This is a genomic window from Candidatus Bandiella woodruffii (genome assembly GCF_034359465.1).
GTDB lineage: Bacteria > Pseudomonadota > Alphaproteobacteria > Rickettsiales > Midichloriaceae > NDG2.
Window position 1 is genome coordinate 134,080 of record NZ_CP110820.1, and the last position, 13,950, is coordinate 148,029.

At 35.5% G+C, this 13,950-nt stretch carries 18 protein-coding genes and 2 pseudogenes; 6 read left to right on the forward strand and 14 right to left on the reverse strand.

Annotation, left to right across the window (positions count from 1 at the left end):
* Window positions 1-143: 143 nt before the first annotated feature.
* Both Bandiella_RS00715 and Bandiella_RS00720 read right to left on the reverse strand, forming a co-directional pair.
* Entirely contained in the window at window positions 144-728 is a 585-nt protein-coding gene (locus Bandiella_RS00715) for an IS6 family transposase (RefSeq protein ID WP_323733405.1), read from the reverse strand.
* 255 nt (window positions 729-983) lie between these two features.
* Window positions 984-1,595 (reverse strand): diacylglycerol/polyprenol kinase family protein, encoded by a 612-nt coding sequence (locus Bandiella_RS00720; RefSeq protein WP_323733005.1) that lies wholly within the window; start codon window positions 1,593-1,595, stop codon window positions 984-986.
* Window positions 1,596-2,025: 430 nt separating this feature from the next.
* Between Bandiella_RS00720 and Bandiella_RS00725 the strand changes: the two genes are divergently transcribed.
* Window positions 2,026-2,610, forward strand: a complete 585-nt coding sequence (locus Bandiella_RS00725) for an IS6 family transposase (protein ID WP_323733405.1) — start codon at window positions 2,026-2,028, stop codon at window positions 2,608-2,610.
* Between the two features lie 52 nt (window positions 2,611-2,662).
* Here the strand turns inward: Bandiella_RS00725 and Bandiella_RS00730 are convergent.
* Both Bandiella_RS00730 and Bandiella_RS00735 read right to left on the reverse strand, forming a co-directional pair.
* A pseudogene (locus Bandiella_RS00730) lies at window positions 2,663-2,815 on the reverse strand (IS6 family transposase); the annotation flags it as partial.
* A gap of 59 nt (window positions 2,816-2,874) precedes the next feature.
* Window positions 2,875-3,213: pseudogene (locus Bandiella_RS00735) on the reverse strand (IS5 family transposase); the annotation flags it as partial.
* Window positions 3,214-3,321: 108 nt separating this feature from the next.
* On the opposite strand from Bandiella_RS00735, the gene Bandiella_RS00740 reads away from it, so the two are divergent.
* From Bandiella_RS00740 to Bandiella_RS00750, 3 genes are all read left to right on the forward strand, one after another.
* Complete coding sequence (locus tag Bandiella_RS00740; RefSeq protein ID WP_323733006.1) at window positions 3,322-3,714, forward strand: transposase-like zinc-binding domain-containing protein; 393 nt, start codon at window positions 3,322-3,324, stop codon at window positions 3,712-3,714.
* Complete coding sequence (locus Bandiella_RS00745) at window positions 3,698-4,066, forward strand: IS1 family transposase (protein ID WP_323733371.1); 369 nt, start codon at window positions 3,698-3,700, stop codon at window positions 4,064-4,066. The genes Bandiella_RS00740 and Bandiella_RS00745 overlap by 17 nt, the downstream gene beginning before the upstream one ends.
* A 346-nt stretch (window positions 4,067-4,412) precedes the next feature.
* Window positions 4,413-5,609 carry a porin gene (locus Bandiella_RS00750; protein ID WP_323733007.1) on the forward strand — a complete coding sequence of 399 codons (1,197 nt, stop codon included), beginning with the start codon at window positions 4,413-4,415 and terminating at the stop codon, window positions 5,607-5,609.
* A 127-nt stretch (window positions 5,610-5,736) separates the two neighbouring features.
* On the opposite strand, the gene ftsA is transcribed toward Bandiella_RS00750, so the two are convergent.
* The 4 genes from ftsA to Bandiella_RS00770 all read right to left on the reverse strand — a co-directional run bounded on the left by ftsA (window position 5,737) and on the right by Bandiella_RS00770 (window position 8,180).
* Window positions 5,737-6,960 (reverse strand): cell division protein FtsA, encoded by a 1,224-nt coding sequence (ftsA, locus tag Bandiella_RS00755; RefSeq protein WP_323733008.1) that lies wholly within the window; start codon window positions 6,958-6,960, stop codon window positions 5,737-5,739.
* Complete coding sequence (locus Bandiella_RS00760) at window positions 6,957-7,685, reverse strand: cell division protein FtsQ/DivIB (protein WP_323733009.1); 729 nt, start codon at window positions 7,683-7,685, stop codon at window positions 6,957-6,959. Before Bandiella_RS00760 ends, ftsA begins: the two co-directional genes overlap by 4 nt.
* A gap of 253 nt (window positions 7,686-7,938) precedes the next feature.
* Window positions 7,939-8,040 (reverse strand): M15 family metallopeptidase, encoded by a 102-nt coding sequence (locus Bandiella_RS00765; RefSeq protein WP_323733010.1) that lies wholly within the window; start codon window positions 8,038-8,040, stop codon window positions 7,939-7,941.
* Complete coding sequence (locus Bandiella_RS00770; RefSeq protein ID WP_323733011.1) at window positions 8,040-8,180, reverse strand: hypothetical protein; 141 nt, start codon at window positions 8,178-8,180, stop codon at window positions 8,040-8,042. Before Bandiella_RS00770 ends, Bandiella_RS00765 begins: the two co-directional genes overlap by 1 nt.
* Window positions 8,181-8,200: 20 nt before the next feature.
* Here Bandiella_RS00770 and Bandiella_RS00775 point away from each other — a divergent pair, with 20 nt between their 5' ends.
* Window positions 8,201-8,593: a transposase-like zinc-binding domain-containing protein gene (locus Bandiella_RS00775; protein ID WP_323732635.1), complete on the forward strand. Its 393-nt coding sequence runs from the start codon at window positions 8,201-8,203 to the stop codon at window positions 8,591-8,593.
* On the forward strand, window positions 8,577-8,945 hold the full coding sequence (locus Bandiella_RS00780; RefSeq protein WP_323733367.1) for an IS1 family transposase: 369 nt from the start codon (window positions 8,577-8,579) through the stop codon (window positions 8,943-8,945). Before Bandiella_RS00775 ends, Bandiella_RS00780 begins: the two co-directional genes overlap by 17 nt.
* A 221-nt stretch (window positions 8,946-9,166) precedes the next feature.
* Here the strand turns inward: Bandiella_RS00780 and Bandiella_RS00785 are convergent, their stop codons facing one another.
* The 6 genes from Bandiella_RS00785 to glmS all read right to left on the reverse strand — a co-directional run bounded on the left by Bandiella_RS00785 (window position 9,167) and on the right by glmS (window position 13,806).
* Window positions 9,167-9,664 carry a hypothetical protein gene (locus tag Bandiella_RS00785; protein ID WP_323733012.1) on the reverse strand — a complete coding sequence of 166 codons (498 nt, stop codon included), beginning with the start codon at window positions 9,662-9,664 and terminating at the stop codon, window positions 9,167-9,169.
* A 70-nt stretch (window positions 9,665-9,734) separates the two neighbouring features.
* Window positions 9,735-10,058 (reverse strand): hypothetical protein, encoded by a 324-nt coding sequence (locus Bandiella_RS00790; RefSeq protein ID WP_323733013.1) that lies wholly within the window; start codon window positions 10,056-10,058, stop codon window positions 9,735-9,737.
* Window positions 10,024-10,413, reverse strand: a complete 390-nt coding sequence (locus Bandiella_RS00795) for an IS1 family transposase (RefSeq protein WP_323733368.1) — start codon at window positions 10,411-10,413, stop codon at window positions 10,024-10,026. Before Bandiella_RS00795 ends, Bandiella_RS00790 begins: the two co-directional genes overlap by 35 nt.
* Entirely contained in the window at window positions 10,376-10,768 is a 393-nt protein-coding gene (locus Bandiella_RS00800) for a transposase-like zinc-binding domain-containing protein (protein WP_323732428.1), read from the reverse strand. Before Bandiella_RS00800 ends, Bandiella_RS00795 begins: the two co-directional genes overlap by 38 nt.
* Entirely contained in the window at window positions 10,765-11,892 is a 1,128-nt protein-coding gene (locus Bandiella_RS00805; RefSeq protein ID WP_323733014.1) for an ankyrin repeat domain-containing protein, read from the reverse strand. The genes Bandiella_RS00800 and Bandiella_RS00805 overlap by 4 nt, the downstream gene beginning before the upstream one ends.
* Window positions 11,893-11,988: 96 nt before the next feature.
* Window positions 11,989-13,806 carry a glutamine--fructose-6-phosphate transaminase (isomerizing) gene (gene glmS / locus Bandiella_RS00810; RefSeq protein WP_323733015.1) on the reverse strand — a complete coding sequence of 606 codons (1,818 nt, stop codon included), beginning with the start codon at window positions 13,804-13,806 and terminating at the stop codon, window positions 11,989-11,991.
* Window positions 13,807-13,950: the final 144 nt, after the last annotated feature.

A 13,950-nucleotide genomic window follows, 5' to 3' on the forward strand; every position in this document is an offset into this window, starting at 1 on the left:
TTATTAGATTGTTTTTTGTTTGTTAACATAATATCCTCCAAAAATTAAAGTATTAACTACCATAAGTAGAGCATAATTCACAGCTCATTACGGCACCGTCAAGTTAATGGAGGTAAGGGCGTGACAGAGCATCTTTTTGAAAATTATGCAGCAGCTATGGATTGAGCGGCGTGATCCCAAATAGATTTAGCTTCGAAAAACATTTCTTTTTGCTTGCTAGAACTGTTAATATACCTGCCCACATCTACTGAAAATATGTTCCTTATTTTTCCCATCAAAGAAAGAGTTTGCTGTACCCCAGAAGGAGATTTGAATTTTATTAGGCATTTCTCTTTCCTGCGTGTTGGTTGGTGTGCATTTTCAACCCTATTATTTAATCCTTTATGGCGCCTATGCTCTGTTTTAGGGCACATTTCTTTTATAGGTTTGGTATAGCTTTTTAATTTATCTGTCACGATTACTCTGGGTACTGGATTTGATTGTAATAATCTTGATAAAAACCTTATCGCAGACTTTTTATTACGTCTGGTCTGTAGGAAGACATCTATCTCATATCCATCTTCATCTACAGCTCTCCACAAAATAAAATATTTACCGTTAATTTTAATGCTCATCTCATCCAAATGCCATTTATCCTTTACTTTCCTCTGCTTCTTCTTGATTATATCTAAAAACCTTTTTCCAAATTTAATACACCATGCTCTTATCGTTTCATGGCTTACTTCTATACCCCTTTATAACAACTCTTCTGCTACGTCTCTATAACTCAAATTAAATCTGTGGTACAACCAAACTGCATGTCCTATTATCACCATTGGATATCTGTATCTGCTCGCTCTTTCTTCCATTGTTTTTCTATTATTTTTTATTTTGCTCCAATTTACTATTTTTTCCCTCTTCTCTCAATACCTTTTGCACCTCAACTTTTTTAACTTGACGGTGCCAAGCTTTAGCTCTTTCTATCTATTTATGAACACTCCCATTTAGAATGCATACATAATGATGCTTACTGATATAGGGATGGACATGTTATCGTTGATATTACTATTCTTAGAGAACAACTCAACAAGTGTTGCAACCAGAGATGCACAAAATGCAGTTAGCAGAAAACCCATACCTTGTACATAGACATGAGCAATAACTAAGCTTAATATACAGGAAACAATAAAAAATGCACAACTGCCTTCAATACTTTTGCCATTAATTTTTTTAGTGCCAAATAGAATACCAACTATCGCCGCAGCAGTGTCAGAGAATGTTAAAATACACACAGCAAGATTAAAAACTGGCTTTGATGAGATGAGCACACATAACATCATACCAACAAAAGCGAATGTTAAGGCCGAAAATCCACTTTTTTCGTGACTTCTGAATATCTGAGATACCCCCATTTTTTTTAAAAACCAAGCGTCTGTTACATCGAATTTAATGCGTAGCATATCCATAAAAAATGATAGAAACAAAAGGCTTGCAATAGCAACAATCATGCTTTTTTGATCGATAAAGTGATATAACACCGGTATAATCACACCCAACAAGTGTATAGCTTTCCTATAAATTTCTATGGTAAGACACGGAGAGGGAATTTTTTGCATATATACGGCTAGGATATCTTTCAATTTGTTATAGCGTTTATCCTTGTGAGTCGACAAGGTGCGACAAGTGAAGTGCAGTTAAAATCTTATATGAATGAATAATAGCGATGTTTAATTGCAAAAGTGTTTCACCATATGAATTTTCACAGCAAATGATACTCGTATTTACAGAAAAATAAAATAAAAATAATTTTATATTTATAGTGGTAATGAGGGCACCGTCAAGTTAAAAAAGTTGAGGTGCAAAAGGTATTGAGAGAAGAGGGAAAAAATAGTAAATTGGAGCAAAATAAAAAATAATAGAAAAACAATGGAAGAAAGAGCGAGCAGATACAGATATCCAATGGTGATAATAGGACATGCAGTTTGGTTGTACCACAGATTTAATTTGAGTTATAGAGACGTAGCAGAAGAGTTGTTATAAAGGGGTATAGAAGTAAGCCATGAAACGATAAGAGCATGGTGTATTAAATTTGGAAAAAGGTTTTTAGATATAATCAAGAAGAAGCAGAGGAAAGTAAAGGATAAATGGCATTTGGATGAGATGAGCATTAAAATTAACGGTAAATATTTTATTTTGTGGAGAGCTGTAGATGAAGATGGATATGAGATAGATGTCTTCCTACAGACCAGACGTAATAAAAAGTCTGCGATAAGGTTTTTATCAAGATTATTACAATCAAATCCAGTACCCAGAGTAATCGTGACAGATAAATTAAAAAGCTATACCAAACCTATAAAAGAAATGTGCCCTAAAACAGAGCATAGGCGCCATAAAGGATTAAATAATAGGGTTGAAAATGCACACCAACCAACACGCAGGAAAGAGAAATGCCTAATAAAATTCAAATCTCCTTCTGGGGTACAGCAAACTCTTTCTTTGATGGGAAAAATAAGGAACATATTTTCAGTAGATGTGGGCAGGTATATTAACAGTTCTAGCAAGCAAAAAGAAATGTTTTTCGAAGCTAAATCTATTTGGGATCACGCCGCTCAATCCATAGCTGCTGCATAATTTTCAAAAAGATGCTCTGTCACGCCCTTACCTCCATTAACTTGACGGTGCCCCATGCTCTTATCGTTTCATGGCTTACTTCTATACCCCTGTATAACAACTCTTCTGCTACGTCTCTATAACTCAAATTAAATCTGTGGTACAACCAAACTGCATGTCCTATTATCACCATTGGATATCTGTATCTGCTCGCTCTTTCTTCCATTGTTTTTCTATTATTTTTTATTTTGCTCCAATTTACTATTTTTTCCCTCTTCTCTCAATACCTTTTGCACCTGAAGCATGTGGATGCACTTTACTATGACTTGCGTCTATCATTAACCATTCCATATCAGGTTCTTTCACAAATATCTCCAATAAAGCCTCCCATATCCTTTTGTCTCTCCATCTGCAAAATCTTTTATGTGTATTTTTCCATCCTCCATATTCTGAAGGCAAATCTCTCCAGGGAGAACCTGTTCTTAATATCCAAAATACTGCGTTAATGAATCTTCTGTTATTATGTGCCAAACCTCCCCACGTACCCTCCCTTCCTGGCAAATGATCCTTTATCAAATCCCACATATTATCTGTTATATCATGCCTATGTAGCCCTAAATCCATTTTTACTCCTGATTTATCTTTTCTTTCATATTATATCACAAATCTCATGACGACACTATCTAGTATAAATTTCTGGGAGTGTTGCCATAAGATAGATGAGATGCTAAAATGAATATAGCGAGCAACAAAGAAAATAGAAATATGAATACAGAGTGTAAAAAATGCAGTAGCAGTAAATACGTTAAGAATGGTAATATTAGGGGTATGCAAAGGTATAAATGCAAAGAGTGTGGATGTAATTTTACAAGCACTAAATTAAGAGGCTGTTCGCCAGAGATGAAGGCTCTGGCAGTGTTATTGTACAGCATGAGAAAAAGTAGCTTTAGATGGCTAGGGAAATTATTTAAAGTAGCTCATACTAGCGTATATAAGTGGATAATACTGTATGCTAAAAAGATACCAAGACCAACAGTGCCGGAAGAATTGAGAGAAGTTGAAATAGATGAGATGTGGCATTTTGTAGATTCAAAAAAACAAATTATGGATATGGAAAGCCTATAGTAGGGAGCTCAAGAGAGTTGTTGCCTGGGTGGTTGGTAAGCGTAACGTTACAACCTTTAGAAAATTGTGGAAAATCATAAGTAGAGATAATTGCACTTATTACACAGACGATTGGTCTGTTTATTCAGAGGTTATACCTCGCCATCAACATGTTGTTGGCAAACAACATACACTCTCAATTGAGTCCAATAACTCAAACACAAGGCACAGAATTGCAAGAATGACCAGAAAAACAAAGGTAGTTTCAAAATCTGAAGAAGTTGTCGATCTTACGATTAAGCTCTGGGTACATTTTGAGGATAACAATAATTTCCTAAGTGAGCAGGGCAATTTTATATCTATCTTTGGCTAACACTCTGAAGTTTTTTACGCTACGTTTCAAGCCAAAACCTTGTTTATGTAAAGTTTATAATATATACTTAATAAATTAAACGTTGGAGATCTTATAGACGACAGGTAACTGCCAGAAGGTCTATGAATATGCGTGATAAGCAATGAGGAGCGTATAAAGAAGTATGCAACTAAATGCGAAGCTCAGAATACAATGGTCCCGACTTTTGAAGTGAACGGAGTATAACAATGTTATCTGTCTTTCGACTACAAAATAAATAAAACATAAATTAATGCTGAATATACTATCTATCAAAAGTTGTCTTTCCCATGCTGCTTCAACCTTCAGTATCAGAAGTTTTGCAGTTATGGCAGCTGTTCTAATTGGAACATTTTGTACAAGCGCTGATGCCAAAGTTAAGGTCAAAGTTAGTGGGAGTATTGACTCTCAATGGTCGAGCATCCAACAAGCAGAGCCTTTTAAGTACAAAAATCCAAGTGATACAACTAAAGACAAGTTGTCCAGTAACCTTCTTTCAACTGATGCACGTATCAATTTCAATGTGCGTGGCATTGCAAAAAACGGATTGAAATATGGTGGATTAATTGGTCTTAATGCGAATACATCTAAAGCCAAAAAGGAACCATTTATGTATAATAGAGACAGAAGTAATATTGCTGAGCAAGTGATGATGTACCTGGAAAGTGTGTATGGTCGTGTTGAAATTGGTTCTTACAACGGCGTATCCAGCGCAATGCAGGTTGATGCTTCAACATTTGCAGCAGCAACTGGCGGTATAAACGGAGACTCTCAGTATTATTGGAATAGATATATGATTTCAGGAAATGTTAGAACCGCTCGATCTTTTTTACAAAGCCCTAATCTACCTACTAATGACATTGGCACAGTTGGTATCAGTGGTGTGAACGCTGGCAAAATTAACTATTACACGCCGGCTTTCTCAGGTTTAAGAGTGGGCGTTTCGTTTGTTCCAGATTCAAGAAGTCACGGGACAGCCAACAATGTTAGTGGTATAACCAGAACAAGCCAAGGATTCCAAAATGTTTTTGAATCAGGCATATTATACACCACTGAAGTGAAAAATGTTGGAGTTAAAGTTGCTTTAGTTACGGAGCTGGGCAAGAATAAAATTGAACTAAACAAAAGCTTAAAAGCTTGGAATATTGGTGCTAATATCAGTTATCGAGGTTTTGTGTTTGGTGGTTCTTACGGTGATTGGGGAAGGTATAATGTCGTGAAGGCTGATGCTCAACAGTTTGGTCAATCAACTTATTGGAGCGCGGGGGTTGGCTGCGCACAAGGTCCGTTTAGAGCAAGTTTGACACATATGCAGAGTAAAATAGGGGTATCTGTAGCGGGGCAGAGAGATACTAATCAGCTTCGAAATACAGTATTGGGAATTGATTATAAAATGTCTCCAGGCTTATTACCTTATGTTGAGTTTGCATCATTTAAAATGAACGACAAGTCAGCTGAAGGACAAGAAAAAGATGGAAGCAATAATGGACGTGTGTTGCTGACAGGTATTAGACTAATTTTCTAAAAAACTTTTACTTTTTACATTTACAGTAGGTAATACTAAAATGGCTAAACAACTATATCTCTGTTTCAAAAAATAGGTCTTGGCAGTAGAACGCAAGTAAGCAGTCTATCCTTCCTCTTAAATTAAACTAAAAATTTTCTTTCAGCCATTCCCAAACGATTTTTAACAGACTTTTCTTATCTTCCAATAAGTTTCTCCTATCATATTTGTTGGATTCACTGATGCACCTCAGCATCCCCATAGGAACGCTAAAATTAGCCTTGAAATATTCATTGCTAACCCCTATTTGTTCCGCCGGTGCACCAATTCTGACTTTTACTTTAAAAATCTCTCCTATAAATTCCTTTATGCCATAAAGTTGGCTGCACCCGCCTGTAACAATAATTTTATTTACGAGTTCACTCATATCATGATCCTGCAATTTACTCTGTAGCAAAGTGCTGATCTCATACATTCTGGCTTTAATTATGGCGTTTAACTCCGATTGATTAATCAATAATTCTTCCTCTTGCTCAGCACTTCTGTCTATTCTTATAACTTCATCTGTATTGGCGTCATTCGGCATTACAGAACCGTAAAGATTCTTTATTTTTTCTGCATTTTTTATATCTAAGTTCAAAACTTTAGCTATATCTTTAGTTATGTGTATCCCCCCATACGGAATTCCATCAGTAAAAACGATGTTATCATTAAAGAATACTGATATTGTACTTGAGCCCCCACCTATCTCGATCAACGCAGAGCCAAACTCCTTTTCATCATCTTTCAAACACGCTGACCCTGAGGCATACCCACTACTTATATATCCCTCTATATTCAGTGTGCATTTCTCCAAGCATTTAGCTATGTTGATAACATAATTGCTTGGAACTGAAATTACGTGAAAAAATCCAGTTAACTTATTGCCACATAAGCCAAGTGGTTGGGTAATACCTCTGTTGCCATCTAAAATATATTCATACGGAAGTGTATGTACGACTTCTATTTCTTGCCTATCGTACTTTTCTAGTATTTTAAACAGTAACTTGTTGAGGTCCTTTACATTGATCTCCTGATTTGCAAGTATCAAATCTGCAGAGTTTCTTTCCGAAATCAAAAAAGATGAATTCAAACTTACATACACATCTTTTATGTTTTCAGCTGCCATGTCCTCAGCCAATTCAACAGTTTTGATAATCGCGTCTTTAGCAGCCTCAAGATCAATGATCATCCCAGCTTTCACGCCTTGAGAAGCAGTTTGAGCAGTGCCTAAGATGTCATATCCATGAGAAAGGCTTCTCTTTGCTATAAAGCACGTAATCTTAGTACTTCCTATATCAAGAACTGAAATTAAATTTCTTCCTTTGATCATACCTTATCTTTTATCTTCAAAAATATTTTTTTTGGATATAATCTTAAATCTATTATATCAACCTTATTTTTATACCTTGTGTTACCCAGAAGCTTTCCAGCATATTCTAAAGCGGCACCTATGTTTTGTTCTGGTAGTTTTATAACGATATTATTGTTCAGATATATATCCCACCTTCTGTTTCCTATATAATGCATGGTTATAATCTCCCTATATAACGTCCACGCAGAAACGATATTGAGAAAAACGTTTAATTTATCCTCAATGTTTTTTCCAAAAATTATAATTAGGTCATTGTAACCTTGTTTATCATAAATTTGAAGTATTTTTTTGCCGTCCTTGTCAATTAGCCATGGAGTGTTATTGTGCCACCAAATAGCAAAAGGCTCTCTCTCTTCGACCGCAATCTTAATTACGCCTGAGTAATTGATTTGAACGCTCACGTCTTTAATTTCGTTTTCTGAAAGAAGTTTATCCCTAACATTTTGCGCAGATTGTTTGTACAGGGTGTCTCCCTTTTTGATATTTACAATTTCCAATATGTTCGCTGTTGTCAAAAGATGATTGCCAATGACTTGTATTTCTTTAACTTGGGTGAGATCATCAAATTTTAAAATCAGAGAGCGAAGGAGTTTTTGTCCATAATGAGTATTTTGTAAAAAGTGCCAGGGCACCGTAATACAAAAAATTATTACGAAAAATTTCAATAATTTTTTACGCAACATAGTTACTTATTTACCGGGTATTATAATAAATCAAGCTAATGCAGATACTAAACCATATATCTAGCACTGCTATAGGGCTGAGTAAAGCTTTATTTGTCCTCACAACTTCTTTCTTATGTATACCCTCTGCTAACTTCAAAAATTGGTCTCAAATATATCGTGCAGTAGTATTTTTGTTGCGTACTATTGCGTTCATCATGCTTATTACGCATAGTCCTAGCTATTTTTTAGGCTATATGTCGTTACTGGAACGCTACTTTACTGTAAAGTCAAAATATTGATCTTTATATGGCTCATCTATCAGCGTGTAATGCCACCATTCTGTCCATAAATTCTCAAATCCGTGCTTTTCCATTATGTTCTTAAGGAGCTTTCGGGTTTTTTGGCCAAATCGGATATTATTGGAGTTTCTGTGTGTGAGGATTCATCGAAAAAGTCAAATATGGTCCCCATATCAAGCTCTTCATGACTTTCTTTTTCTGGGAGTGTTGCCATAAGATAGATGAGATGCTAAAATGAATATAGCGAGCAACAAAGAAAATAGAAATATGAATACAGAGTGTAAAAAATGCAGTAGCAGTAAATACGTTAAGAATGGTAATATTAGGGGTATGCAAAGGTATAAATGCAAAGAGTGTGGATGTAATTTTACAAACACTAAATTAAGAGGCTGTTCGCCAGAGATGAAGGCTCTGGCAGTGTTATTGTACAGCATGGGAAAAAGTAGCTTTAGATGGCTAGGGAAATTATTTAAAGTAGCTCATACTAGCGTATATAAGTGGATAATACTGTATGCTAAAAAGATACCAAGACCAATAGTGCCGGAAGAATTGAGAGAAGTTGAAATAGATGAGATGTGGCATTTTGTAGATTCAAAAAAACAAATTATGGATATGGAAAGCCTATAGTAGGGAGCTCAAGAGAGTTGTTGCCTGGGTGGTTGGTAAGCGTAACGTTACAACCTTTAGAAAATTGTGGAAAATCATAAGTAGAGATAATTGCAGTTATTACACAGACGATTGGTCTGTTTATTCAGAGGTTATACCTCGCCATCAACATGTTGTTGGCAAACAACATACACTCTCAATTGAGTCCAATAACTCAAACACAAGGCACAGAATTGCAAGAATGACCAGAAAAACAAAGGTAGTTTCAAAATCTGAAGAAGTTGTCGATCTTACGATTAAGCTCTGGGTACATTTTGAGGATAACAATAATTTCCTAAGTGAGCAGGGCAATTTTATATCTATCTTTGGCTAACACTCTGGATTTTTATTATAATAAGAGATGTTAAATTTTATTTTAAAATCTCTTCAAGTGAGACTATAGAGTAATATACCTCTCGTAAATCAAGAGTTGACGAAATTTATAGACGACAGAAAACTTTGAAAAGAGCTAGGAGCGTACTATTTGTACGTGACTAAATGCGAAGTCCGGAGCATTTTAACACCAATTTTTCAAGTTCTCGGAGTATATAACTCTTATTTTACAAGAGGTATACCGGCAAGTTTCCAAATTAGCTGCAACCGCAGCTCTTGTGTTAAAGAAATTAGTATCCGCGTTTTTAGATCGTCTTCAGATACATAATCCGCATATGGAGATTCCGTTATTGCAAAACTATCAAAATCCATCAACTGCCCAGTAGCAATCACATTCCCACCCTGGATATCGGTTACTTCATAATGCATTATTACTTGAATTTTCTTTCTACTAGCAAAGCTGTTGTCCTGAATTAGATAATCATCAATATCAACATCATACTTTACTTTCAGTAGGTATTTTGGTTTATCCTTTGTGTCTAGGATTTTTTCAATTTCATTGTTTAAAAAAAATGTAGCTCGTGGATTTTTTGCGTTATCTTCAATCTTTTGGTAAGCAACATCAAACAACATCCCATGCCGCGTTTTTGCGTGATAAAATGGTTTAAAACCGCACCCAGAACAAAATAACAAAACAAATAATAACTTAACAATCCGCATAACATAGCCAAATTAAAAGTGTATATGGATAATTCAAAACTACAATTACTTTCCCAATCTAACAAGTAATTTAATATATTTCTGCTAAATAATGTCCCCCAATCTCTTCATCATTATGATTGTTACATTCATAGCCTCCTAAAGGAATGCTGCCATAATTAACAGAAGCCCCACCATTTTTGCTATGGTAATCGGCAGTTATAGGGCCAAACCAGCACTCATCCCCAGGATTAGAATCTATTGTGAAACCAATATTATTTTTTTGTTGTTCCTCCCATAACGTGAACTTGAACGATATTTTGTTGTTATTATGTTCATTCATTGCTTTTTCCGAAGCTTCTATAATTATTTTCAGAGTGTTAGCCAAAGATAGATATAAAATTGCCCTGCTCACTTAGGAAATTATTGTTATCCTCAAAATGTAGCCAGAGCTTAATCGTAAGATCGACAACTTCTTCAGATTTTGAAACTACCTTTGTTTTTCTGGTCATTCTTGCAATTCTGTGCCTTGTGTTTGAGTTATTAGACTCAATTGAGAGTGTATGTTGTTTGCCAACAACATGTTGATGGCGAGGTATAACCTCTGAATAAACAGACCAATCGTCTGTGTAATAACTGCAATTATCTCTACTTATGATTTTCCACAATTTTCTAAAGGTTGTAACGTTACGCTTACCAACCACCCAGGCAACAACTCTCTTGAGCTCCCTACTATAGGCTTTCCATATCCATAATTTGTTTTTTTGAATCTACAAAATGCCACATCTCATCTATTTCAACTTCTCTCAATTCTTCCGGCACTGTTGGTCTTGGTATCTTTTTAGCATACAGTATTATCCACTTATATACGCTAGTATGAGCTACTTTAAATAATTTCCCTAGCCATCTAAAGCTACTTTTCCCCATGCTGTACAATAACACTGCCAGAGCCTTCATCTCTGGCGAACAGCCTCTTAATTTAGTGTTTGTAAAATTACATCCACACTCTTTGCATTTATACCTTTGCATACCCCTAATATTACCATTCTTAACGTATTTACTGCTACTGCATTTTTTACACTCTGTATTCATATTTCTATTTTCTTTGTTGCTCGCTATATTCATTTTAGCATCTTATCTATCTTATGGCAACACTCCCAGAAATTTATACTCAAGTTAATCATTGTTTCTGATAGCCCCTTGCTAAATTCTAAATGAAAATCTTGTTTATGAAATTTTAATTGTTCAATAAAAAAATCTCTATTTTCTTCAAAATATTCTTTTAGCCATTTTCTTCCATAATGTGTATAACCAAAGAGATCAGCAACACGTTTAAAATCTGCCTCGTTATAATTGTCTCCACCGAATTCTATATGGTCAGTTTCTTTCTTTGCATCTTTAAGCTTATTTTCATTGTTATTGGAGCTTTTTTCTGTCATTTTTCGCTTTATATTACCATCTCCCTTACTTAATCTATGATCAATAAAAATTTCTTCCATTTCTTTATCGTGTTCTATTAATCCCAGTAGTATGATCGCTTTTTTAATACAATCTTTAGTACATTTACCACTCTGCAATAATAACTTTGCAACTTCCAGGCGTCCGTCACTTACTGCAGATAGTAACGCTTTTCCAACCACCCCCTCACTACATCTTTCATTCTGCAATACCACCTTCATCATTTCCAAATTATGACCTTTCATCACAAAAGATAATATCCTACCAACTTCCTCCTCACTGCATAGCTCGCTTTGTAATAACCTTTGCAATATACTTAGATTCCCATTACTAACAGCGAACTCCAATCCCATCCATAACTCTTCTAAACGACATTTATCGCTCCGTAACAATAGCTCCATTGCTTCTACATAATTATGAATTATTGAGGATAACAGCGCTTTTTCCACCGCATTACAACTGCACCTTTCATTTTGCAACAATATCTGCAATATTTCCAAACGTTGAAAACGTACTGCTGATGATAGCGCTTTTTCTACACCGTTATGACCACATTTTTCATCATGCAACAATACTTTGACTATTTCTATATATCCATGCTTTGTTGCATGGTGTAACGCCGCATCAACACCACTTGTGGTACATGTCCCATATATTAACAAGTCCCCTACCACTTCCAACTGACCCAACGATGCTGCAACTCTCAATTTCATGTCATAAGTGACGATCAAAACATCCCAATAGAGAAAAGAGTCGAGCTTCATATTTACTTCCATTTTAAAATTTTCCACCACATAGCAATATATCAAGTATGTGATAAAATCAAGAAAGTAGCAATAAATTTAGGCCAAGTTTTGAAGTTAGCGGTTTATATATTTGGATTTCGCTTACTCAACAGTAACTGACTTAGCAAGATTCCTAGGTTTGTCTACATTCTTCCCTAAATTAACCGCAACCTGATATGCTATCAACTGCAATGGTATTGTGTAGAATAAAGGGGTTAATATGTCGGAGATTTTTGGGATAGCATACAAATACTCAACTTCCATATCTAATTTACTTTGCTCATCAACACTTGTGAACAACGCAACTTTCGCCCCCCTTGCCCTTACTTCCTCGACGTTAGACATCATTTTATAATAAACTGAATTTCGAGGTGCAAGCGCTATAACTAAAGTCTTGTCATCGATTAAAGCTATAGGCCCATGCTTTAACTCTCCGGCAGCGCTAGCAAAAATCGGAAGATATGAAAGTTCCTGAAGCTTTAGAGCACCCTCTAAAGCAATTGGATACATGGAAGAACGTCCTAGAAAAATTATGGTCTTAGCTTTTTCTATCGCTTTAGAGATATCCATTACATTTTCATTAATCGAAGTCATATCTCCCAAATCCCTCAGCTCAGTATAAATACCATGAAACATTGTCGAATAATCTGTCATAGACAGTATTTTTTTACCAACTGCAGCTAAAAATACGATGTTTGCTAACTGCATCAACTGCGCTGAAAAACTTTTAGTCGATGCAACAGCAATTTCCATACCAGCAGAAATAGGTACAACATAATCAGCTAAGGATGCGATCGAACTTTGTAAAGTATTTACCAACGCTATAGTTCTTACACCAATTTTTTTCGCTTCTTTTAGCGCAGCCAAAGTATCGAGTGTTTCACCAGATTGCGATATAAAAATATATAACGCATTCTTATCATAAACCACATCTCTTGCCCTAAACTCAGACGCAAAATCTACTTCAACCGAAATTTTTGCATAACTCTCAAACCAATATCTTGCAACCATCCCAGCATGGTATGAACTACCACATGCTATAACTGAAATTTTTGTTACGCTATCCCAGTTAAGATCCATTACACTGTTACTTTTCTGCTCAAAGAGAATGTCCCGTAATATATTCTGCATGATTTTTGGCTGCTCATTAATTTCCTTAAGCATATACGTGGGGAAATGAGCTAATTCGTTAGATGTTTCTACCCGATCCGTGCTTTTAATATCACGTATAACGTTCTGATAATCTAAATCCAGCACTTCATATGAACTGTTGGAAACTATCACAACATCACCATCTTCTAAGGTGATTACTTTATCAACAAACAAAGTTAAGGCATTTATATCCGAAGAGACATACACCTCACCATTACCAAGGCCTAAAGAAAGTGGTGATCCATTTTTAACACAATAAATTTTTTCAGGGTCTTGCAAGAATAACGCTGCTATAGAATAGTTCCCCTTTATTTCTTTTATTGCATGTTTAAAGGCATCTAAGCTGTGGCATCCTTTATCCACATGGTATTGAATTAAGTTCAGAATCACTTCGGTATCTGTATCACCATTAAACTTATAATTCTCCTCTATCAATCTACTTTTTAGCTCCCTGTAGTTTTCTACGATGCCATTGTGGATAATAGCTATGTTTGCATTAAAAATGGGATGGGTGTTGTTGATTGTGACTTTGCCATGCGTTGCCCATCTTGTATGCCCAATACCTATGCTACCATCAACGGGCTCAAGGCTGGTTTTTTCCACAAGTTTTGAGACATCTCCTATGGCTTTAATGCATTCTATTTTACCATTTGGGTCTATAAGGGCAATACCAGCTGAATCATATCCTCTATATTCCAGAAACTTAAGTCCATCTGTAATTTGCTTCTTAACACCTTTATTGCTAGCTATGCAAAATATCCCGCACATATATATTTTATATCCGATTTTTCATGCCTATTTTAGTAACATAAAACTACTTCTTTTTCAATGATCCCAAAAGACACAGCTTCTTAGATAGTGTCGTCATGAGATTTGTGGTATAATATGAAAGAAAAGATAAATCAGGAGTAA

Bases quoted from the DNA above. Each gene is read 5' to 3' on its own strand.
- ftsA (WP_323733008.1), bottom strand. From the start codon at position 6,960: ATGATCAAAGGAAGAAATTTAATTTCAGTTCTTGATATAGGAAGTACT.
- Bandiella_RS00785 (WP_323733012.1), bottom strand. From the start codon at position 9,664: ATGCGGATTGTTAAGTTATTATTTGTTTTGTTATTTTGTTCTGGGTGC.
- Bandiella_RS00800 (WP_323732428.1), bottom strand. From the start codon at position 10,768: ATGAATATAGCGAGCAACAAAGAAAATAGAAATATGAATACAGAGTGT.
- Bandiella_RS00765 (WP_323733010.1), bottom strand. From the start codon at position 8,040: ATGGAAAAGCACGGATTTGAGAATTTATGGACAGAATGGTGGCATTAC.
- Bandiella_RS00750 (WP_323733007.1), top strand. From the start codon at position 4,413: ATGGCAGCTGTTCTAATTGGAACATTTTGTACAAGCGCTGATGCCAAA.
- Bandiella_RS00770 (WP_323733011.1), bottom strand. From the start codon at position 8,180: ATGGCAACACTCCCAGAAAAAGAAAGTCATGAAGAGCTTGATATGGGG.
- Bandiella_RS00720 (WP_323733005.1), bottom strand. From the start codon at position 1,595: ATGCAAAAAATTCCCTCTCCGTGTCTTACCATAGAAATTTATAGGAAA.
- Bandiella_RS00740 (WP_323733006.1), top strand. From the start codon at position 3,322: ATGAATATAGCGAGCAACAAAGAAAATAGAAATATGAATACAGAGTGT.
- Bandiella_RS00775 (WP_323732635.1), top strand. From the start codon at position 8,201: ATGAATATAGCGAGCAACAAAGAAAATAGAAATATGAATACAGAGTGT.
- Bandiella_RS00760 (WP_323733009.1), bottom strand. From the start codon at position 7,685: ATGTTGCGTAAAAAATTATTGAAATTTTTCGTAATAATTTTTTGTATT.
- glmS (WP_323733015.1), bottom strand. From the start codon at position 13,806: ATGTGCGGGATATTTTGCATAGCTAGCAATAAAGGTGTTAAGAAGCAA.